The organism is Tepidiforma sp., from assembly GCF_034432735.1.
Taxonomy (GTDB): Bacteria; Chloroflexota; Dehalococcoidia; order Tepidiformales; family Tepidiformaceae; genus Tepidiforma.
Window position 1 is genome coordinate 21785 of the sequence record NZ_DAOUBJ010000126.1, and the last position, 20447, is coordinate 42231.

Consider the following 20447-nt stretch of genomic DNA (forward strand, 5'->3'; position numbering starts at 1 on the left):
CTCCCCGCCGCGTAAAATCCGCCGCCGATGGAAGCACCAACCACCGAGCCCCTGCCCCTCGAGTCCGTCCGCGTCCTCGAAATAGGTGGCGGAATCCCCGCCGCCTACGCCACCCACTGGCTCGCCGGCTTCGGCGCCACCGTCGTTCGCGTCGAACCCGAAGTCGAACACCTCACCCCCGACGAAGCCGTCTACCTCCTCCCCGGCAAACACCGCGTCCGAGCCTCCCAGCACGAGTTGCTCGCCCTCGCTCGCGCCGCCGACATCATCGTCGAAGACGGCCCCCCCGGCGCCCTCGCCGCACGAGGCATCGATCCCGCTCACCTCCGCACCGAGAATCCCGCCCTCGTCATTGTCTCCATCACCCCCTACGGCCAGGACGGCCCCTACGCCACCTTCCCCGCCACCAACATCACCGCCTTCGCCATGGGCGGCATCATGTCCCTCACCGGCATGCACCAGCGCGAACCCCTCGTCACCGGCGGGAGCCAAGCCCTCTACCTCGGCGGCCTCGACGCCGCCGGCGCCGCCATCACCGCCTACTACGCCGCCCTCGTCCACGGCGAAGGCGACTGGATCGATATCTCGCTCCAAGAATGCATGGCCGGCATGCTCGAACTCTACGGCCCACGCGGCGCCGCCGAAGGCGAAGTCACCCTTCGCGCCGGCAACCACGTCCGCGCAATATGGGCCCTCTACCCCTGCGCCGATGGCTTCGCCGGCGTCTGCGCCCTCGAACGCCAAGTCCCAGCCCTCTTCGCCCTCCTCGACGACCCCGAGCTCGACCACCCCCGCTTCCGCGACCCCATCGAACGCGCCAACTGGGACGACGAACTCCAAGCCAAACTCTACGCCTGGTTCGCCGAGCACACCAAAGCCGAACTCCTCGAACTCGGCGCACGCCACCGCGTGCCCATCGGGGCCGTCGTCACCCCCCTCGAACTCCTCGACAACCCCACCCTCCACGAGCGCCGCTTCTTCGATACCATCCCCACCCCCACCGGCACCGCCCGCGTCCCCGGCCGCCCCTTCCTCGGCCTCCCTTGGCGCCCCGGCACCCTCGCCGAGCCCGTCCCAGCCTCCCAGATTCTACCCCTCTGGAGCGACCGCCCGTGAAGCGCCTCCCCCTCGAAGGCATCCGCATCGCCGACCTCACCATGATGTGGGCCGGCCCCTACGCCACCCGGATCCTCGCCGAAATGGGAGCCGAAGTCATCAAAATCGAATCCCCCCGCGCTTGGGACAACATCCGTACCCTCATCCCCTTCCCAGGCGTCCCCGAACCCTGGAACGCCTCCTACTACTTCAACGACTACAACCGCGACAAAAAGTCCCTCACCCTCGACCTCGCCCACCCCCTCGGCCGCTCCACCTTCCTCCAGCTCGTCCCCCACTGCGACGTCGTCATCGAAAACTACCGCGCCGACGTCCTCGACAACCTCCACCTCGGCTACGACGTCCTCCGCCAAGCCCGTCCCGACATCATCCTCGTCTCCATGGCCGGCTACGGCAAAACAGGCCCCGAACGCAACCACGTCGGCTTCGGCCCCATCATCGAACAGATGAGCGGCCTCGCCTCGCTCACCGGATACGGCGACGACGGCGTCCCCATCAAAACCGGCATCTCCTACGGCGACCCCGTCGCCGGAAAAGCCGCCGCCGCCGCCGTCGCCCTCGCTCTCATCCACCGCCAGCGCACCGGCCAAGGCACCTTCATCGACCTCGCCCAGCGCGAAGTCCTCTCCTCCCTCATCGGCGAAGCCTTCGTCGCCGCCTCACTCCGCGGCGAAACGCCCCGCCACCGCGGCAACCGCGATCCCCGCGTCTTCGCCCAGGGCGTCTACCGTTGCGCCGGCCACGAACAGTGGCTCGCCATCACCCTCCCCACCCGCGTCGAATGGGAGCGAGCCGCCGCCCTTCTCGGCATCGACCCCGCACTCCCCGGCGACACCACCGACCACGACGTCATCGACGCGCGGCTCTCCGCCGCCCTCGCCGAGCGCGACCCCCAAGAAGCCTTCGAACTCCTCGCCCGCGCCAACATCCCCGCCGGCCGCGTCCTCGATACCGTCACCATCCACCACGACCCCCACCTCGCCGCCCGGCAATACTGGGTCGAACTCCCACACCCACGCATGCGCCCCTGGAAACAGCCACGCACCGCCTGGCGCCTCCGCGAAGCCAACCCCTGGCCGCGCCGCCATGCCCCCCTCTTCGGCCAGCACAACGACGAAATCCTGCGCGGCCTCCTCGGCCTCGACGACGACCAGATCGCCCAGCTCCGCCATGCCGGCGTCATCGGCGACGCCCCGATCGACCCCCGCGTCGGCTGATTACACCTCCACCCACAGCTCCTCCAGCCCCCGAAAGCCCGGCACCCGCTTCCACTTCAACTCCTGCGGCGCCAGCCGCATCTTCGGGAACCGCGTCAACAGCACCCGCACCCCGATCTGCGCCTCCAGCCGAGCCAGCGGCGCCCCCAGACAGTACCGCCGGCCACCCCCAAAGGCCACGTGATCGATATCCTCCCTCGTCACATCGAAACGGTGCGGATCCTTGTGCAGCCGCGGGTCATAATTCGCGCCCCCCAACGCCACCGTGATCGAATCCCCCTTGTGCATCGGGCACCCCGCAATCACCCGATCGTCCGGCACGATTCGACCGCTGAACGTCACCGGCCCCTCGTAGCGCAGCATCTCCTCCACCGCATTCTCGATGAGCTCCGGCCGCTCCCTCAGCAGCTCCGCCTGATCCGGGTGCTGCAGCAAATTCTTCATCCCATTCCCCAACAGATCCGTCGTCGTCACGTTCCCCGCAGCCAGCAGCAGCCCGATCATCGAGCGGACCTCGTCATCGTCCAGAAAGTCCCCATGCTCCTCAGCCTTCAGCATCGCCGTGATCAGATCATCCCTCGGTTCCGCACGCCGCTCCGCGATCACCCGCTTCAAGTACGCCTCGAGCTCCTGCCCCGCCAGCTCCGCCCGCTTCCGAACCTCCTCGCTCGCGAACGGATCGAACGCCGCCGCAACCCCCTCGTCCGTCCACCGCTTGAAGTCCGCTTGGTCCTTCGGATCCACCCCCAGCATCTCCGCGATCACGATCGTCGGGAACGGCTGGCAGAACGCCGCCATCAGATCGAACCGTGACTCACCCGCCACCCGATCGCACAGCTCGTTCGCAATCTCCTCGATCCGCGGACGCATCCGCTCGATAGCTCGCGGCGTGAACGCCTTCGAAACCAGCCCCCGCAGCCGCGTGTGCACCGGCGGGTCCTGGAACAGCATGCTCGGCTCACGGTCCTCCCCCAGCATCCGCTGCCGAAACATCGCATTGAACGACCGATCGCTCGCCTTTCGCGGATCCACCAGCAAGTCCCGGTCGTTCAGAATCGCATGCACATCCTCGAACCCCGCCACCAACCAGCGCCCGAACTGCTCGTCCCATACCACCCGGCCCGCCTCTCGCACCTGGTCCAGCAGGCTGTACGGGTCCTCCTGGTACGCCGGATTCAGCGGCGTCAGCGCAACGCCCAGCGGAACCTCATTCTTCGTCGTCTCGGTCACGGTGCTGTCCCTCCGCAAACTGCTGCGCCGCATCCTAACAAAACCGAACGACATTCGAAAGCACATACCCTCGAACCACTGCATCGCCACGCCCACCGTCAGCCACCCACCCCACTTGCTAGACTCCCCCCATGCCCCCGCTCCTCCTCTTCGATATCGACCTCACCCTCATCGCCACCAGCGGAGCCGGGCGCACCGCCCTCGATCGCGCCTTCGAACAGGTCATCGCCATCCCCGACGCCACCAGCGGCGTCAGCTTCGACGGAAGGACGGACCGCGCCATCATCCTCGAGGTCCTCGCCCGACACGCCAAATCGACCGACCACTTCGACCACGTTCGCAGCGCCTTCCTCCAAGCCCTCCCCCATGCCCTCGCCGAAAAAGGCGGCGAAATCCTCCCTGGGGTCGAGCCCCTCCTCGACGCCCTCGCCGCCGAGCTCCCAGCCATCGGCCTCGCCACCGGCAACTTCCGCGAAGGCGCACGCCACAAACTCACCCACTTCGGCCTCTGGGAACGGTTCGCCGCCGGCGGCTTCGGCGACCACCACACCGAGCGTGTCGACGTCATCCGCACCGGCATCCAAGCCCTCGCCAACGCCATCGGCGTCGACCCGAACCCCGCCGATGCCGTCGTCATCGGCGATACCCCGCTCGACGTCGCAGCTGCCCTCGCCGCCGGCGCCCGCCCAATCGGCGTCGCCACCGGGCGCTTCACCCAAGCCCAACTCGCCGCCGCCGGCGCCGTCGCCGTACTCCCCAGCCTCCACCCCCTCGACCGAGCCTTCGCCGTCCTCCTCGACCACACACCCTAGGTCGACACCACCGAGCCACCCCCACCACAATCACCCCGTGACCCTCCGCATCGGCCTCATCGGAGCCGGATTCATCGCCAGCGTCTACGCCCACGCCGCTCGCCAAGTCCCCGACCTCCAAATCACCGCCGTCGCCTCGCCCCACAACGCGCACACCTTCGCCGAGCGCTGGCACATCCCCGCCCCCTACCACGACTGGCGCCAACTCATCGCCAGCGCACCCATCGACGCCGTCGCCATCGCCACCCCCAACCACCTCCATCAGCCCATCACCCTGGCCGCCGCCGCCGCCGGCAAACACATCCTCTGCGAAAAGCCCCTCGCCCCTGGCGTCCCCGCCGCCCGCGCCATGGTCGAAGCCTGCGACCGTGCCCGCGTCCACCTCGTCTGCGCCGAAAACCTCCTCTTCGCGCCCATGTACCAACGCCTCGCCGCCCTCGTCCAGCAAGACACCGTCGGCCAGGCCTACCTCGTCCGCCACGTCCAAGCCCACGGCGGCCCCTACGCCGATTGGTTCTGGGATATCGACCGCACCGGCGGCGGCGCCCTCATCGACATGGGTTGCCACGGCATCGCCGCAGTCTGCACCCTCCTCGCAGCTTGGCCTGTCGCCGTCACCGCCACCCTCGGCCGCTTCCTCCACGCCGACCGCACCCCCGCCGACGACCACGCCATCGTCCACCTCCGCTTCCCCGGAGGCGCGCTCGCCACCATCGAAGCCTCCTGGGCCACCCCCGGTGGCGCCGACCAACTCGAAGTCACCGGGCCGCGCGGCCGACTCCTCGCCAACCTCGATCGCGGCCCCATCATCGAACACTACCGCGAGCCCTCCCCCGGCGAACCCAAAAGCCCCGGATGGCAGCACATCATGTACGAAGAAGCCTGGCAGTTCGGCTTCCCCCAAGAGCTCCAACACTTCGTCGACGTCGTCGCCGGCCGGGCCGAACCCCGCTTCCCCGGCACCGCAGCCCTCCGCGTCCTCGAAATCATCTGCGCCGCCTACGAATCCGCCCGCCGCGGCGCGGCCGAAGTGCCCCTTCCCTTCACCAGCCAACTTCCCCGCGCCATCGACCACTGGCGAGCCACCACCTGACGGCAACCCGACACCTCCCGTACCCTACCCCCGACATGAACTGGCTCGCCGCCCTCTTCGCAACCCCCGCTCGCCAGGCCCTCGGCTGGACCGCCCTCGGCATCCTCGGCGTCATCTTCGCCGCGCTCGGGACATGGCTCCTCATCCGCGGCGGCCAGGCTTCCCCGCCCGCAGCTCCCGCGGCGACCGCGACACCAGCCGCGGCAGCCACACCCTCGCCAACCCCCACGCCCCGGCCGTCGCCCACCGCCACCGCCACCGCCACCGCGGCCACACCCGCGCCCACCGCCACCCCAACACCCCGGCCCCAGCCCACCACCAGCGGCACCGGCGGCTCCGGCGCCACCGCCCCGCCCACCCCCACCCCCACCCCACCTCCTACCGCCGCCCGACCCTACTGCCCACCCGCCTCGGTCGGCCCCGGCACCCTCCCAACCGCACGCATCGCCGGCGCCATCACCCGCGGGGGCCAGCCCGTCCCCGCCGGCACCGTCGACGTCATTGCCACCTTCGACGGCGTCCCCGGGCCAGCCCGCCGCAACACCGTCGATGGCGGCTACGCCATCGACTTCTACTCCGCCGGAGAAGACTGCGCCAACCGCGTCGGAGCCACCATCGGCGTCCTCGTCGAAGGCCGCAGCTTCCCGTCGCCCTACACCATCGGCAGCCAGCCACCCCTCATCGTCATCGACGTCGAACTCCCCTGACCATCCCCGCCCCGCCTACCTGCTATACTCCGCCAACGGTTCGCGGCGCGCGAAGCATCGCCCGCCCGCAAGCCCCACCCCCGAGGAGGCCCCTCCCGTGAAATTCCACTGGTTCCATCTCATGCCCTGGCCCGACCTCCCCGACGACTTCCAGCAAAAGCACCGCTCCGTCTGGGTCGACGTCGATTACCGCCTCTTCGACGAAGAAAAAGCCAACAAGGTCTACCACGAATACCTCGACGAACTCGAATTCGCCGAAAAAGTCGGCTTCGATGGCATCTGCGTCAACGAGCACCATTCCAACGCCTACGGCCTCATGCCCAGCCCCAACATCATGGCGGCCACCCTCACCCGAAGAACCAACCGCGCCGCCATCGTCGTCATGGGCAACTCCATCGCCCTCTACAACCCCCCGCTCCGCGTCGCCGAAGAATTCGCCATGCTCGATATCCTCTCCGGCGGCCGCCTCGTCGCCGGCTTCCCCGTCGGCACCAGCATGGATACCAACTTCGCCTACGGCGTCCCCGGAGCCCAGCTCCGCGAACGCTACTACGAAGCCCACGACCTCATCATGCAGGCCTGGCACAACGAGGGCGTCAGCCACTTCAACGGCAAATACACCCAAATCCGCTACATGAACCCGTGGCCTCGCCCACTCCAAAAGCCCAACCCGCCCATCTGGATCCCCGGCGGCGGCTCCATCGAAACCTGGGAATGGTGCGCCGATATGGGCTACCTCTACTCCTACCTCTCCTACTCAGGCTACAAGCGCGCCCAAGCCATCATGGATGGATTCTGGGCCCGCATGCGCGACAAAGGCATCGAACCCAACCCCTACCACGCCGGATTCGCCCAGGTCGTCTGCGTCGCCGACAACGCCGCCGAAGCCAAAGAACTCTACTGGCCCCACATCGACTACTTCTACAACCGCTGCCTCCACGTCTACCCAGGCTTCGCCGACGCCCCAGGCTACCGCACCCTCCGCACCGTCAAAGCCGGCATCCGCTCCCAATTCGAACAGGCCCAGCAAAACGCCAAAGCCCGCCTCAGCTGGGAAGGCCTCGTCGAACAGGGCTACGTCATCGCCGGCGGCCCCGACTACGTCACCGAAAAACTCGACGAGCTCGCCGAAAACCTCCGCGTCGGCCACCTCATGCTCCTCCTCCAAATGGGCTCCATGCCCCGCAACGTCGCCATCTACAACACCCAAATGTTCGCCGAAAAGGTCATGCCCAACCTCCGCCACAAATTCAACGACTACGAAGACCGCTGGTACCCCCGGCCCTTGCCCCCCGAGCGCCGGGCCACCCCCATCGACGAACCACTTCGTCCCCTCCGCTCGCCCCTTGCCGCCGGCGTCGGCGGCTCCTGACCGACCCCCACCCCCTCCCCTCCGACGCCCCCGCAGCTCACCTGGCTCGGGGGCTATTTCCCGCTATTGATACATCATCTCAAAAGTGATACCGTAAGCGCGCCGAACCCCTCGGCATGGCGACGCCCCGGCCGGTGTTCCTCCTTCCGCCGGCCGGGGCCGTTCCATCACCCCCACATCACCCCTGCCGCAACTCCGGATACAGCTCGCTCGAAGCCTTCATGAACCGAAGCAGCATCCGCATCTCCGCCACCCGCCGCCCCCCCGAATCGTCCAGCCCCGTCTCCAACCAGAAATACTCCGTCTTCGGGCTTTGCCCCACCGCGATTACCTCGCCCGAGCAGGTGTACTCCTCACCCACCAGCGCCGGCCCATCGATATTCCGCAGCTCGATCGCCCCGAACAGCCCAACCGCCCCGATCCCGCCCCGCAGCTGCGCCACGCTCCGCGCATAGAGCATCTGCACGAGCGGCGCGATCAGCACCGGCGCCTTCCCCCAGGGCGAGCCCTCCCCCCGGTACCAGTCCATCGGCTCCGTCGTCACCGCCAGTCGCCGCTCCTGCTCCTCCGGCGGACAAACTACCCGCACCGGGTCGAACCGATGCCCCTTCCGCACGCTCGCCAGGATCCGCAACTCCCCTGGTTCGAACCGCTCCAGCGGCCGCGCCGCCAGCGCCGTCGGAACGCCCGGGTCCCCTACCGATGCCGTCCCCTGCGCCACCTGCATCCCGTCGTCGCGCGCCACCCAGGCTTCCACCTGCGCATCGGCCGCCCCGGCCGGCGGCTGCCGCAGAAACGCCCGCACCGGCTCCCGATCGGTCGTCGCGTTCACGAAATAGAGCGAAAGCGTGCCCCGCTCGAACCACCGCCGCCCCCACGCCTCCCGCAGCAGTGGCGGAAAGAGCTCCATATGAATCGACCCTGCCACCGTCCCGCCCCGAAAGCCCAGCCTTGTCGCCGTCGCATCGTCGTGGATCGACCCGCTCGCCGCCTTCGAATTGTTCACCGACTGCCGCAGCGGACCCACCAACACCCCGTCCTCCACCCTCACCGTGAACGCCTCGCGCGCTGCCATTGCGCACCTCCCGAACAAGAGCGATGCGCCGCATCCTACCCCCGGCCACCTGCCTTGGAAAGCGGGCCCTCAGCCCCCGATATGCGACATCTCCACCTTCGGCAGCCCCGCCGTCTCGGCCGTCCGCAGCTCCGAATACCGGTCCTCGCGCCCACGCCACAGCCCCGCCACGAACGCCTCGATCTCCCCATCGCTCGCCCCCGAACGCAACAGGCCCCGCAGATCGTGTCCCCGCGTCCCGAACAGACAGGTAAAAAGCTCCCCCTCTGGCGAAAGACGGAGCCGCGTACAGTCGCCACAGAACGGCTGCGAGATCGAGGTGATCACGCCGATCTCCCCCGCCCCGTCCACATACCGCCACCGCTTCGCCACCTCGCCCCGATAGTTCGCCTCCGCCGGTTCCAGCGGAAACTCCCGGCTAATCGCCTCCACAATCTCCCGCCCCGTCACCACGTGCTCCAGCCGCCACCCGTTCGTCGCGCCCACATCCATGAACTCGATGAACCGCACGATGATCCCCGTCCCGCGGAAGTACCGAGCCAAGTCCACCACCGTGTGGTCGTTCATCCCCCGCTTCACCACCGCGTTCACCTTGATCGGCCACAACCCCGCCTCTCGCGCCGCCGCAATCCCGTCCAACACCGTCGCCACACCCACCCCAGCATCGTTCATCGCCCGGAAAACCGCATCGTCCAGCGAATCCAGCGAAACCGTCACCCGTTTCAGCCCCGCAGCAGCGAGCCTTCGCGCCTGCGCTCGCAGCAAACTCCCGTTCGTCGTCAGCGTCAGGTCCTTCAGCCCCTCGATTCCACGCAACGCCCCCACCAGCTTATCCAGGTCGCGCCGCACCAGCGGCTCCCCACCCGTAATCCGAACCTTCTCCACCCCGAGCCCAACCAGAATGCGCACAACCCGCGCAATCTCCTCGTACGTCAACAGCTCGTCCCGCCCCAGAAACGCATAATCCGGGCCGAACACCTCGCGCGGCATACAGTACACACAACGAAAATTGCAGCGATCCGTCACCGAAACGCGAAGATCCCGCAGCGGACGTTGGAGCCGGTCGAGAACCATCGCCCCCAAGCTTACCGCAACGCCAGCCGACCTGCTCGAACGAGCATAACGTTCACGACCCCGGCGTCGCCCGTTCCTCGTTGCTCGCCGCCTCCGAATACCGCAAAAGCCACTCGTCGTACTTCTTGATGCGCGCCGCCAGCTCATCCCGCATCGCCGTCATCTTCGCCATCTTCTGATCGAGCAGCTGGATCTGGTGGAGCGTAACCTCCCGCGCACGCCGGATCTTCTCCGCCTTCTCCCCCGCGTCGGCGTCGGCCCGCCAGCCCGCACGAATCTGCAGCCGCACATCCTCCGCCTCCAGCATCTCCTTGATCTCCGCCAGCGAAAAGCCCAGCAACTCCTTCAACTGCCGGATCCGCTCGATCCGCTCCATGTCCTCCGGCGAATACAACCGGAAGCCGCCTTCCATCCGCGTCGGCGGCGCCAGCAGCCCCTTCTCCTCGTAATAGCGCAGCGTCCGCTGCGTCAGATTCGCCCGCTCCGCGGCTTCCCCAATCTGGAGGAACCGTTCCTGGCCAGTTGTCCCTTCCATCGTCAGCCCCAGTGTACCACATTGACGCGAACGTCAAGGTTCGAGTACCGCATCACACCATCGCCCGGATACGGTCCGTCTGCCGGCTCGCACCCCGCAACATCCACTCCCCGACCGCCGCCCACCCCGGTCCCGCATGCGCACCATACCAATCCCTCAGCGCCCGGAGATGTACCTCCGCCATCCCCAGATGGGTCAGCGCCTCCTCCCGCCGCCCCTCCAGGGCCGCTCGCCAGCCCATCACCCGCTCCGCCAGGTGCATCCCCGCCGCCACCGTCGGTGCCAGCTCGTCCACCGCCTCCCGCGCCGAACCCTCGAGCGCGATCGGGAGCGCCCGAACGGCCGCCGCGAACTCCCCCAGCGCGCGGCCCGCGCGCTCCGCGAGCTCCCCCAGCGCCGACGCCGGCGTATCCCCATAGTCCAACACATCGCCGTCGGCCAACGGCTCCAGGTCGCCCCGGTCCAGCAGCAGCCGGCACGCCGCGTCCAGCCGCTGGTACACCTCCACGAAAGCCTCCCCGAACCGCCCGAACGTCGCCTCGCAGAACGTCGCCAGCCCATCCGTCGCGTCCCCGCCCCCCTCCCGCGCGCACCGCCCGAACCACCACACGTGCCACGTCGGCCCGACCCACGGACGCGGAGAAACCGCCAGGTCGTACACCCCCGCGACCCCTGCCGCCACGTACGCCGCCACGTCCCTCGGCAGAATGCCGAGATGCGGCGGCGTCATCCACTTGAATAAAATACCGTCGCTGTAATACTCGAACACCCGCACCCGCTCCGCCCCCCCGAACCAGCTCGCCAGCCGCTCCAGACTGGCCAAGTGCTCCACATTGCGCCGACAACCGCCATCGTCCAGCGCATGCGCATAACAGCGGTTCCGCGGCGCCCAAAGCGCCACCACGTTTCCCGCGGGCTCCACCCTCGTCGGCGCCTCCAGCGTGTCGTGGTAGGCCAGATACGTCACCTTCGCACCCGGTGCCACCTCACGCAGCACCTCCGCCACCACGTTCGTCGCCGTCAAGGCCTGGTCCGAAGCCGAAAGCCCCGCGCAACCCTCGCACGCGCACCAGCCGCCCCCGCGCAGATCGTCCGGCCACAGATGGTACACATCGAAGCCCGGAAACCGCTCGAAGAAGCGCCGCGCGCCCTCCCGCAGCTGCGCCCGCGCCCCCGCACTCGAAACACAAAGATTGAACACCCTCGTCCGCGCCCTCCCATCGAATCGAAACCACTCCGGGTGTTCCGCGAAGGCCTCGCGCGGCACCAGCGCGGAAAGATGGTGGCCCCCGAACTCCAGCCGCAACCCGAAGCGCGCGGCCAACACCCGCACCTCCTCGCCCTCACGGTCCCAAAACTCGAACATCCGCCCGCCGCGTCCGCGATCGTCATCGCTCGGGTTCAGCCGGCTCGGCGGCGTATCGTGGAAAAACACCGTCGAAAGCCCGTTCCCGCTGGCAAAGCGCAGCCAGTCGCGCCACCCCTCGTGCAGCCCGTCGCACCCCAGCACCAGCCCGCGCTCCCCGAACGCCGCCCGATGCACCACCCTTCCCCGTCCCAGCACCCCCGTGCTCGTCCCTGCCGCCGCCATCCCGGGACCAGGAACGATCGCCCCGAACCGCTCGCAAAGCCACGCCACTCCATCCAGCAAATCCCGAGGCCCAGCCGCAAGGACGCGCACCGAGCCATCGTCCACCACCGAAAGAAACCCCGGCGTCGGAGCCCCGCCATCGAGCTCCAGGCGAATGACCCCTCCCTCCCCACTTGCCGGCCCGGCGTCCCCGGAGCGCCGCCCCACGATCTGCGCAGCCCGCAGCTCCACCGCCGCCGACTCCGCCGGCTGGCCGCCACGGACCTCCACATCCCACCAGCGCAGTGATGCCGCCTCCACGCTCACGCCGGCATTGTCACAGGCTCGGGCCCTTGCCGCCATCGGCCGAGCATCAAGAAGCCGCGGCTGCCTCTGGCCCGGCCAGCTCCTCGATCACCTGCCGCACGAACGCCCGTTGCGCCGGGAGCAGCTCCACGTACTGCAGCCGCAACAGCACCCCAGCCTCCTCCTCCTCCGACCCCACCACCATACACAACAGCTCGCTGCTGAACGCCCCAGCCCACACCCGCACCTGCACCTGCCTCCCACCGGGGCGACTCCCCACCCGGACCGCCATACCCCCCATCGAAATATCCACCATCCGTCCGTCCTGGCGCGAATTCCCCAGCACCGACCGAACCTCCACCCGGTAGTCGGCCCGGTAGCGCGGGTACTTCCGCCGATACACCGGCTCCCACGGCCCCAGCGAGCGGAACGCCACCGCTCGCTGCGAATGCCCGATATAAGCCGCCAACTGAGTCATCCGAACATTCCCGTGCAGCGCCACCAGTGCGTACGTCGCCGCCGGATCCCACTCCGGCATCTCGCCCGCCAGCCGCACCGCAATGCCACCTTCCCGCACCGCTGCCACCTCCCCCGGCCACTGCACAGCCTCCGGCGAGCGGAGAATCACCGTCACTGGCGTCCCAGGTGAAGGAAACGCATCCATCGCATACCGGTTATCGGCAATCCTTCAGCCCCTCCACATCATCCCATTGCCCAGCACCGGAGTAGGATCGAGACCATGACCGTCCCCCGCCTCGAACCGATGGCCCCCGACGATATCCCCGCCGTCATCGCCATCGAACAGGCCGCCTATACCACCGGCTGGCCCACCACCGCCTTCGAACGCGAACTCACCGTCAACGCGCTCGCCCGCTACCTCGTCGTCCGCCCCGCCACCCCCGTCGAGGCCGGTGGTCATCCCCTCGTCGCCTTCGGCGGCCTCTGGCTCATGGTCGACCAGGCCCACATCGTCACCATCGCCGTCCACCCCGACCACCAACGACGCGGCTACGGCCGCCTCGTCCTCCACGGCCTCGTCGAACTCGCCGCCGCCTCCGCCATGCAATCCGTCACCCTCGAAGTACGCGTCTCCAACCACGCCGCCCGCGCCCTCTACCGCACCTACGGCTTCTACGAAGTCGGCCTTCGCAAGCGCTACTACGCCGATAACCACGAAGACGCCATCATCATGACCACCGAACCCCTCGATTCACCCGCCTACCGCCAACGCCTCGCACGGCTCCGAGCCGAACTCGACGCCCGCTTCCCCGCAGGCTACATCGCCCGCCACCTCGAAGCCGCCCGCCCCGCCTGACCGTCCCCGACACTCCACCCCCGAGGAAGCCAATGAAAACCGTCTACCTCACCGCCTCCAGCCTCGATGGCTTCATCGCCGACGCCCGAAACTCCCTCGAATGGCTCTTCCAGTTCCAAGCCGACCCTCCCGGCTGGGAAGAATTCGAAGCTCGCATCGGCGCTATCGCCATGGGCGCCACCACCTACCAATGGCTCCTCGAACACGAGCTCATGCCGCCCGGCGCCGACCCCAAACCCTGGCCACACCGCCAGCCAACCTGGATCTTCACCCACCGAACCTGGCCAACCCCGCCCGGCGCCGACATCCACTTCGTCCAGGGCGACGTGCGCCCCGTCCACGCGGAAATGGCCGCCGCAGCCAACGGCCGCGACATCTGGCTCGTCGGCGGCGGCGAACTCGTCGGCCAGTTTTGGGACCACCGCCTGCTCGACGAACTCATCGTCACCCTCGCCCCCGTCACCCTCGGAGCCGGCGCGCCACTCTTGCCCCGCCCAATCACCGACCCGCCCCTCCAGCTCCGCTCGGTTCGCCAACAGACCAGCGCCTTCGTCGAACTCCAGTACGACGTCGTCTACGCCTGAGCGTTCCCCTGCGCGGCCAATTCCAACTCGCGGACCAACTCCCGCAGCACCCTCTCCGCCCGCTCCAGCCGCGCCAAAATCCCCCAAGGCCCGTGGATATTCAGCGTCATATTCTCCGCCTGCCCACGAACACCCGGCAGCCGCCCACGCTTCTCCACAGCCTCGTAATAGCGCTCCAGCTCCGGCGAACCCTCGCCGTAAATGGCCACCAGAACCTCCACCGTCCGGTCGTCCCACAGGTCGTAATCGAACGGATTCGGACCGCTCCCCCGGAGCCTTCCGATCCGCTCGATCTGCCGCTCGATGCGCTCTTTCGCCCGTAAAGGATTCGCCACACTCGTCATCACCGCGAGTGTACCCCCTCCCGCGCCACCGGCAACCCGCCTACGCCGCCTGCATCCCCCCCTGCAACTCGAACGCCAGGTCTCCCAGCCTCAGCAGCGCTACCTGCACTTCCAGCCCGCCCGAGGGCGCCATCCCCAGCGCCGCCTCCAACGCCCCCGCCAGCCGCGCCTCCGCCGACCCATCGTAGAACGCACCCGGCCGCACCACACCCAAACTCGCACTGCAACACACCCGACCAGCCGCGTCGCGGAAAGCCAGCGCGAGCGCCACATGATCCACCCCGAACGGCCGCCGCATCCCCGCCATCTCCGCCCGCGCCCAGGCACCGATCTCCTCCGCCAACCGGGGCCCCTCCCCCGCACCGTCCACCTGCCACGCCCGCTCCGAGACGCCCACACCGCCCCGGATGAGCGCCTCCACCCGGCGCCGCGTACCCCATCGTCGCCATCGAGCCAGCATCACCGTGATCGTCGGCCGCTCCCACTACCCCCACCCCGCCCCAGCGCCGCCTGTCACACGACCGTCACTCGCCCGCCCCCCGAAGCTCCCCCTACAATCACGACCAATGGATAACCACCCCGACATCCCAAAATCCTTCAGCCTCTCCCGAACAACCCCCACCCCATCCCCACGGTGAGTCGCATCGACCGCAAAACCTTCCGCAAACTCGTCCGCGAAGCCGTCGCCTCCCTCCCACCCGAGCTTCTCGCCCGCGTCCACAACGTCGACATCGTCATCGAATCCCGCCCCACCGCGCGCGACCGCAAGCTCGCAGGCATCGGCCCCAACGACCTCCTCCTCGGGCTCTACCACGGCATCCCCCTCACCCACCGGGGCGAAAACTACAACCTCGTCGTCCCCGACAAAATCTCCATCTACCAAGAGCACATCGAGGCCATCTGCCAAACCGAAGACGAAATCCGCGAACAGATCCGACGGACCGTCCTCCACGAACTCGGCCACTACTTCGGCATCGACGACGACCGCCTCCAAGAGCTCGGCATGGGTTGAGCCCCACCACCCCCCACACCCCCGTGAATACCCCGTAAAAGCCCACGTTTGACCCTCCCGCAAGCCTCCGCGTAGCTTGAACAGCGTGACAGGCCGCGTCGAGCGCTCCCCCTATCCCCATGCGCGCGGCGCAACCCGGCCCGCCGGCGCCGCGCGCCCACTCCTCACCCCCTCCCAGCGCTTCCTCTTCGTCCTCGCCCTCCTCACCTTCGCCCTCGCCAGCGCCTACGCCAGCATCGCCCTCCTCGCACGCGTCACCCCCGCCCTCTTCCCCGGCCGCTCCCTCACCGACCTCGGACTCATCCGCCCCCTCGCCAGCCTCAACACCCCCCTCGTCGGCATCACCAGCCCCGGCCAGGAAAGCGTCCTCCGCAAACGCATCAACCTCCTCGTCCTCGGCGTCGACAAGCGCCCCGGCTACCAATTCGAAGACAACGCCAACAGCGGCTACCTCACCGACACCATCATGGTCGCCACCATCGACCCCGTCGCCAAAACCGCCGCCGTCCTCAGCTTCCCCCGCGACCTCTGGATCGACGTCGCCAACCCCAAACCAGGCCACGACAGCCAACGCCGCATCAACCAGTCCTTCGGCGATGGCGTCCGCGCCACCGGCTCCATCCGCGGCGGCATCGAAGAACTCAAGGCCGACCTCCAGCTCAACTTCGGCATCCCCATCGACCACTATGTCATCCTCGACTTCGAAGGCGTCGAACTCCTCGTCGATGCCCTCGGCGGCGTCGACGTCGACATCCCCCCCGACCTTGCCGTCCCCCCCTGGTACTACTCCGACGACGACATCCACGCCGTCTGGGTCGAATTCCCGCCCGGCCCCAACCACCTCGACGGCTACCACGCCGTCGCCTTCGGCCGCCACCGCGAATACGACTCCGACCTCAAGCGCGTCAAGCGCCAGCAGCTCGTCCTTCAGGCCGCCCTCGCCAAAGCATTCCAGCTCGATATCCTTCGCGACCCCGCCGGCCTCTGGAACGCGTACGCCTCCACCGTCAAAACCGACATCCCCTACGCCAAATTCCCCGGCTACCTCGACCTCCTCCGCTCCACCAACGGCCGCCTCAAAACCTACTCCCTCGGCGACCCCGTCAACGACATCCCCACCGTCACCGGCTTCACCACCGCCGGCGGCGCCGCCGTCCTCGCCTGGAACCCCGAAAACGTCCAATACTGGCTCGCCCAGGTCTTCACCAAAGCCGCCTACAGCGAAAGCAACGTCGAAATCCAAAACGGCTTCGGCCCCGAAGGAGCCACCCGCGCTGCCGCCCTCGGCCGCTACCTCGCCTACGTCAAAGGCCTCCCCACCGTCTACTACGGTCCCGATGCCCCCGTCCAACCACGGACCACCATCACCCTCTACCACCTCGACCGCCGTGTTCTCGCCGAAGACATCGCCAAGTGGCTCGGCATTCCCGAATCCGCCATCATCGTCGTCCCATCCACCGATACCGCACTCCCCGATGTCGTCATCACCATCGGGCGCGATTTCAAAGTCCCAGGCACCTGAACCCCGCCGAAAACCTACTCCGCCCCCTTCGGCTCCTCGAACTCCCCATCCAGCGCCCGACGCGCCAACTGCTCCAACGCACGGTCCTCCAGCGGCGGATTGTGCAGCGGCGCTCGCACATCCCGGAAATACCGCTCCAACGGCCGCGAACGCTGCAAACTCACCCCGCCCACAATCCGCATCGCAAGCTCCACCGCCTCGATACACGCATTCAGCGTCTCCACCTTCGCCACCGCTACCCGGTCGATCGCCGGCATCCCCACACTCGGCCGCTCCACCCACGCCCGCGCCGCATCGCCCATCAGCGCCCGGCTCCGCTGCAGCAGCACCTCCATGCGCGCCACCTTCGCCCGCACTCCAGGAAACTCGCGAATCGGCCGCTGATCGTTCGGCGTCCGCTCGCGCGCGAACCCCACCGCATAATCCCGCGCAGCGGTCGCCACCCCGATCGTCACCGCACACAGCCCCAGAGCGAACCAGGCCATCCCCGCCCCAGCCCGCGGATCCGGCGACCCCGCCTCCCGCACGTTCAGCAACCGATCACCAGGAAGCCACACATCCTCCAACACCACATCGTGGCTTCCCGTCGCCCGCATCCCCAGCGCATCCCACGTCTCCACCACCCGCAAGCCACACTCCCCCCGGACGACCAAAAAATTCCCGACCAGCGGACGCTCCCGCACCACCCCATCCTCCACCCGCGCCAGCACGATGAAATGGTGCAAAACAGGCGCCAGCGTCGTGAACGACTTCCGCCCCCGCAGCACCCAGCCATCCCCCTCGCGCCGCGCCACCGTGTCCGGAACCCCGCCCCCCGAAGGACTCCCCAGCCCCTCCTCCGTCGCAACCGTATTCACCAGCTCACCCCGCTCCACCGCCCCGCGGCAGAGCCGCTCGAACCAAACCTCCGGATAGCTCGGCGCCTCACGCTCCTGGCCGAACGTCTTCAAGTGCATCATGAACGCCAGCGCCGTCGAACCATCCGCCTTGGCCAGCGCCTCCAGCACCCCGAGATAGGTCCCCAGCGAAGCCTCCTCACCACCGAACCTCCGCGGCACCGTCAGCCCGAAAAACCCCGCCGCGCGCAGCTCCTCGAAATTCTCGAACGGGAACGTCCCCTCCCGATCGTGCAGAGGAGCCCTCGCCGCGAACCGCGTCGCGAGCTCCTGCGCCCGTTCCACCCAAACGTCCGCCATGCCCCCAGTCTACCCCTCCACCCGCCCCACCGCCGTCAGCGCCCCCCAGCCACCGACCCTGAAAGCTCCCCACCTCCCGCAGGCGGCCCCTCCACCTGCAGATCCGGCAGCAGCCGGTCGAGCCAGCCAGGAATCCACCAGTTCCACTTCCCCAAGAGCTCCATCGTCGCCGGTACCAAGAAGATCCGCACCAGCGTCGCGTCCACGAAGATCGCCGTCGCCAACCCCACACCGAACTCCTTGATCACCCGCTCCGGGCCCAGAACGAACGCCAAGAACACCGTCACCATGATCGCCGCCGCCGCCGTGATCACCCGCGCCGTCGCCGTCAAACCGTTCGCCACCGCCTCCGCCGTGTCCCCCGACCGGAGATACTCCTCCCGAATTCGACTGATCAAGAACACCTCGTAATCCATCGAGAGACCGAACAGAATCGCGAACATCATCATCGGCAAGAACACCTCGATCGGCCCCTTACCGACACCGATCGCTTCGCCGAACCAACCCCACTGGAAAATCGCCACCACCACCCCATAGGCAGCGCCGATCGAAAGCAGATTCATCACCGCCGCCTTCGCCGCCACCACCACCGAACGGAACATCGCCGTCAGGAGCACGAAGCTCAGCCCAATCACCCCAACGAACAAGTACGGCATCCGCGCAGAAATCCGATCGCTCGCATCGATCTGGCCCGCCGTCACCCCCGTCACGTAATACCGATCACCATTCGTCCCCGCCCGCTGCAACACATCCTCGCGCAGCCGATGCACGAGCTCCGTCGTCGCGTGGTCCTGCGGCTTCGTCGTCGGAATCACCGTGATCACCGCCGTGTCCCCCGCCGGGTTCGACAACGGCTCCGTCACCGCCGCCACCCCCGGCGTCTCGCGCAGCAGCTCCACCGCCCGCGTCAGACCGCCGTTCCCATTCCGCACATCCGCCACCACCAGCAACGGCCCATTCGTCCCCGGTCCGAAACCCTTCGCGATCAAGTCGTACGCCTTGCGCGAATGCGAACTCGGCGCCCGGTTCCCCGCGTCCGTGAACCCAAGCTCCATCGACAGAATCGGCAGCGAAGCCACCACCAACACCCCACCAGCCACCAGCGCGAACGGCCACGGATGCCGCTGAATCACCCGGCTCAGCCGAAACCACGGACTCCGCCGATCCACCCCCTCCGACTGGTGCAGCAGCGGCACCCGCAGCGCATCCACCCGCTTCCCGATCACCGAAAGCAGCGCCGGCGTCAACGAAGCCGCAATCGCCACCGCCACCAGCACCACCACCGCACCCGCCGTCGCCAGCGTCGCCACGAACGGCAACCCCATCACGAACAACCCCAAAAACGCAATCGCCACCACCACCCCCGCGAAAATCACCGACCGCCCCGAAGTCGTCACCGCCTCCACGATCCCCTCCTCCACCGACTTCCCCGCGTGGATCGCCTCCCGGAAGCGCGTCACCACCAACAAACTGTAATCGATACCAACACCGATGCCGATCATCGCCGCGAACTGCGACGAAAAGCTCGGAAAGCCCACCCACCGTGCCGCCACCGTGATCACCGCAAGCCCCGTACCCAACCCGAAAAGCGCCGCCCCGATCGGTACCCCCATCGCCGCCACCGAACCGAACGCGATCAGCAAAATGAACACCGCCGCAATCAGGCCATACACCTCGGAGCCGAACTCCGCCTGCTCGTTGAACTGCACCACCCGCCCACCCGGCTCCACCGTGAAGCCCGGCCGCGAAGCCCCCTCCGCCACCGCGATCAACCGCATCGCCGCCTCGTGCGGAACCTTGTCCGCATCGAACGTGAACCGCACCACCGCACGCGCGATCGTCCCGTCCGGCGAAACATACCCAGGCCGCTCGAACGGCGACTCGACCGCCGCCACATCCGGCACCTCCCGCACGATTTCCGCCAGCACCCCCTCGATCTCCCCTCGCGCGCCCGCCACACCCGAAGGCACCTCGAACACAATGTCCGCCTCGCCGCCCGCCTGCGCCGGGAACCGCTCCCGCAGCAAATCGTTCGCCCGCTGCGACTCCGAACCCGGCAGCCGAAACTCCGTCTGGAACTCACCACCGAACCGCGCCGCTAGCCCGCCTATCCCCACCAGCACCACCACCCACACCGCCAGCACCAGCCAGCGCCGCCGGTAGACCCACCTCGCCCAGCGCTCCAACCCTCCGACCTTCCCATTCCCACGATCAGCCATCGTCGATCACCCTGAACGATATTCACCCGCCCTGCACCCACCCCCTACAGTGTGAAACGGAACTCCGGTTCCAATCAAGACGCGAATCGTGTATCCTTCCCATCGACAATGAGCGCACCTTCCCGCCGCACCGAACGCGCCGATGCCC

The 20447-nt window shown here is 68.0% G+C and carries 20 protein-coding genes; 10 read left to right on the top strand and 10 right to left on the bottom strand.

Going from position 1 to position 20447, the window contains the following annotated elements:
• Positions 1–27: 27 nt before the first annotated feature.
• Positions 28–1116, top strand: a complete 1089-nt coding sequence (locus VAE53_RS11420) for a CoA transferase (RefSeq protein WP_322819491.1) — start codon at positions 28–30, stop codon at positions 1114–1116.
• Positions 1113–2333 carry a CoA transferase gene (locus VAE53_RS11425; RefSeq protein ID WP_322819492.1) on the top strand — a complete coding sequence of 407 codons (1221 nt, stop codon included), beginning with the start codon at positions 1113–1115 and terminating at the stop codon, positions 2331–2333. Before VAE53_RS11420 ends, VAE53_RS11425 begins: the two co-directional genes overlap by 4 nt.
• On the opposite strand, the gene VAE53_RS11430 is transcribed toward VAE53_RS11425, so the two are convergent.
• Positions 2334–3563, bottom strand: a complete 1230-nt coding sequence (locus tag VAE53_RS11430; protein WP_322819493.1) for a cytochrome P450 — start codon at positions 3561–3563, stop codon at positions 2334–2336.
• Between the two features lie 131 nt (positions 3564–3694).
• On the opposite strand from VAE53_RS11430, the gene VAE53_RS11435 reads away from it, so the two are divergent.
• From VAE53_RS11435 to VAE53_RS11450, 4 genes are all read left to right on the top strand, one after another.
• Positions 3695–4375, top strand: coding sequence for an HAD hydrolase-like protein (locus tag VAE53_RS11435; protein ID WP_322819494.1), 681 nt, complete (start codon positions 3695–3697; stop codon positions 4373–4375).
• A 37-nt stretch (positions 4376–4412) separates the two neighbouring features.
• Positions 4413–5468 (top strand): Gfo/Idh/MocA family oxidoreductase, encoded by a 1056-nt coding sequence (locus tag VAE53_RS11440; RefSeq protein ID WP_322819495.1) that lies wholly within the window; start codon positions 4413–4415, stop codon positions 5466–5468.
• A 35-nt stretch (positions 5469–5503) separates the two neighbouring features.
• Complete coding sequence (locus VAE53_RS11445) at positions 5504–6175, top strand: hypothetical protein (protein ID WP_322819496.1); 672 nt, start codon at positions 5504–5506, stop codon at positions 6173–6175.
• Between the two features lie 97 nt (positions 6176–6272).
• Positions 6273–7547 carry an LLM class flavin-dependent oxidoreductase gene (locus VAE53_RS11450; protein ID WP_322819497.1) on the top strand — a complete coding sequence of 425 codons (1275 nt, stop codon included), beginning with the start codon at positions 6273–6275 and terminating at the stop codon, positions 7545–7547.
• A 178-nt stretch (positions 7548–7725) separates the two neighbouring features.
• On the opposite strand, the gene VAE53_RS11455 is transcribed toward VAE53_RS11450, so the two are convergent.
• The 5 genes from VAE53_RS11455 to VAE53_RS11475 all read right to left on the bottom strand — a co-directional run bounded on the left by VAE53_RS11455 (position 7726) and on the right by VAE53_RS11475 (position 12771).
• On the bottom strand, positions 7726–8622 hold the full coding sequence (locus tag VAE53_RS11455) for a hypothetical protein (protein ID WP_322819498.1): 897 nt from the start codon (positions 8620–8622) through the stop codon (positions 7726–7728).
• Between the two features lie 69 nt (positions 8623–8691).
• Positions 8692–9696, bottom strand: coding sequence for a GTP 3',8-cyclase MoaA (moaA, locus tag VAE53_RS11460; RefSeq protein ID WP_322819499.1), 1005 nt, complete (start codon positions 9694–9696; stop codon positions 8692–8694).
• A 52-nt stretch (positions 9697–9748) separates the two neighbouring features.
• Positions 9749–10231 (bottom strand): MerR family transcriptional regulator, encoded by a 483-nt coding sequence (locus VAE53_RS11465; protein WP_322819500.1) that lies wholly within the window; start codon positions 10229–10231, stop codon positions 9749–9751.
• Between the two features lie 52 nt (positions 10232–10283).
• A complete protein-coding gene (locus VAE53_RS11470; RefSeq protein WP_322819501.1) occupies positions 10284–12128 on the bottom strand; it encodes a DUF4838 domain-containing protein in 1845 nt (614 codons plus the stop codon).
• A gap of 46 nt (positions 12129–12174) precedes the next feature.
• Positions 12175–12771 carry a PilZ domain-containing protein gene (locus VAE53_RS11475; protein ID WP_322819502.1) on the bottom strand — a complete coding sequence of 199 codons (597 nt, stop codon included), beginning with the start codon at positions 12769–12771 and terminating at the stop codon, positions 12175–12177.
• 75 nt (positions 12772–12846) lie between these two features.
• On the opposite strand from VAE53_RS11475, the gene rimI reads away from it, so the two are divergent.
• Both rimI and VAE53_RS11485 read left to right on the top strand, forming a co-directional pair.
• Entirely contained in the window at positions 12847–13422 is a 576-nt protein-coding gene (gene rimI / locus VAE53_RS11480; protein WP_322819503.1) for a ribosomal protein S18-alanine N-acetyltransferase, read from the top strand.
• Between the two features lie 32 nt (positions 13423–13454).
• Positions 13455–14006 (top strand): dihydrofolate reductase family protein, encoded by a 552-nt coding sequence (locus tag VAE53_RS11485; protein ID WP_322819504.1) that lies wholly within the window; start codon positions 13455–13457, stop codon positions 14004–14006.
• Here the strand turns inward: VAE53_RS11485 and VAE53_RS11490 are convergent.
• Positions 13997–14350 (bottom strand): hypothetical protein, encoded by a 354-nt coding sequence (locus VAE53_RS11490; RefSeq protein WP_322819505.1) that lies wholly within the window; start codon positions 14348–14350, stop codon positions 13997–13999. The two genes, VAE53_RS11485 and VAE53_RS11490, sit on opposite strands and share 10 nt — an antisense overlap.
• A 40-nt stretch (positions 14351–14390) precedes the next feature.
• A complete protein-coding gene (locus VAE53_RS11495) occupies positions 14391–14810 on the bottom strand; it encodes a hypothetical protein (protein WP_322819506.1) in 420 nt (139 codons plus the stop codon).
• 174 nt (positions 14811–14984) lie between these two features.
• Here VAE53_RS11495 and VAE53_RS11500 point away from each other — a divergent pair, with 174 nt between their 5' ends.
• Complete coding sequence (locus tag VAE53_RS11500; RefSeq protein ID WP_322819507.1) at positions 14985–15362, top strand: metallopeptidase family protein; 378 nt, start codon at positions 14985–14987, stop codon at positions 15360–15362.
• Between the two features lie 85 nt (positions 15363–15447).
• On the top strand, positions 15448–16884 hold the full coding sequence (locus VAE53_RS11505) for an LCP family protein (protein WP_322819508.1): 1437 nt from the start codon (positions 15448–15450) through the stop codon (positions 16882–16884).
• A 14-nt stretch (positions 16885–16898) separates the two neighbouring features.
• Here the strand turns inward: VAE53_RS11505 and VAE53_RS11510 are convergent, their stop codons facing one another.
• On the bottom strand, positions 16899–18080 hold the full coding sequence (locus tag VAE53_RS11510; RefSeq protein ID WP_322819509.1) for an acyl-CoA dehydrogenase family protein: 1182 nt from the start codon (positions 18078–18080) through the stop codon (positions 16899–16901).
• 35 nt (positions 18081–18115) lie between these two features.
• On the bottom strand, positions 18116–20299 hold the full coding sequence (locus tag VAE53_RS11515) for an MMPL family transporter (protein WP_322819510.1): 2184 nt from the start codon (positions 20297–20299) through the stop codon (positions 18116–18118).
• Between the last annotated feature and the right edge of the window lie 148 nt (positions 20300–20447).

Coding starts and splice junctions, on each gene's coding strand:
- VAE53_RS11420 (WP_322819491.1), top strand. CDS start 28: ATGGAAGCACCAACCACCGAGCCCCTGCCCCTCGAGTCCGTCCGCGTC.
- VAE53_RS11435 (WP_322819494.1), top strand. CDS start 3,695: ATGCCCCCGCTCCTCCTCTTCGATATCGACCTCACCCTCATCGCCACC.
- VAE53_RS11445 (WP_322819496.1), top strand. CDS start 5,504: ATGAACTGGCTCGCCGCCCTCTTCGCAACCCCCGCTCGCCAGGCCCTC.
- VAE53_RS11455 (WP_322819498.1), bottom strand. CDS start 8,622: ATGGCAGCGCGCGAGGCGTTCACGGTGAGGGTGGAGGACGGGGTGTTG.
- moaA (WP_322819499.1), bottom strand. CDS start 9,696: ATGGTTCTCGACCGGCTCCAACGTCCGCTGCGGGATCTTCGCGTTTCG.
- VAE53_RS11465 (WP_322819500.1), bottom strand. CDS start 10,231: ATGGAAGGGACAACTGGCCAGGAACGGTTCCTCCAGATTGGGGAAGCC.
- VAE53_RS11475 (WP_322819502.1), bottom strand. CDS start 12,771: ATGGATGCGTTTCCTTCACCTGGGACGCCAGTGACGGTGATTCTCCGC.
- rimI (WP_322819503.1), top strand. CDS start 12,847: ATGACCGTCCCCCGCCTCGAACCGATGGCCCCCGACGATATCCCCGCC.
- VAE53_RS11485 (WP_322819504.1), top strand. CDS start 13,455: ATGAAAACCGTCTACCTCACCGCCTCCAGCCTCGATGGCTTCATCGCC.
- VAE53_RS11490 (WP_322819505.1), bottom strand. CDS start 14,350: ATGACGAGTGTGGCGAATCCTTTACGGGCGAAAGAGCGCATCGAGCGG.
- VAE53_RS11495 (WP_322819506.1), bottom strand. CDS start 14,810: ATGCTGGCTCGATGGCGACGATGGGGTACGCGGCGCCGGGTGGAGGCG.
- VAE53_RS11510 (WP_322819509.1), bottom strand. CDS start 18,080: ATGGCGGACGTTTGGGTGGAACGGGCGCAGGAGCTCGCGACGCGGTTC.
- VAE53_RS11515 (WP_322819510.1), bottom strand. CDS start 20,299: ATGGCTGATCGTGGGAATGGGAAGGTCGGAGGGTTGGAGCGCTGGGCG.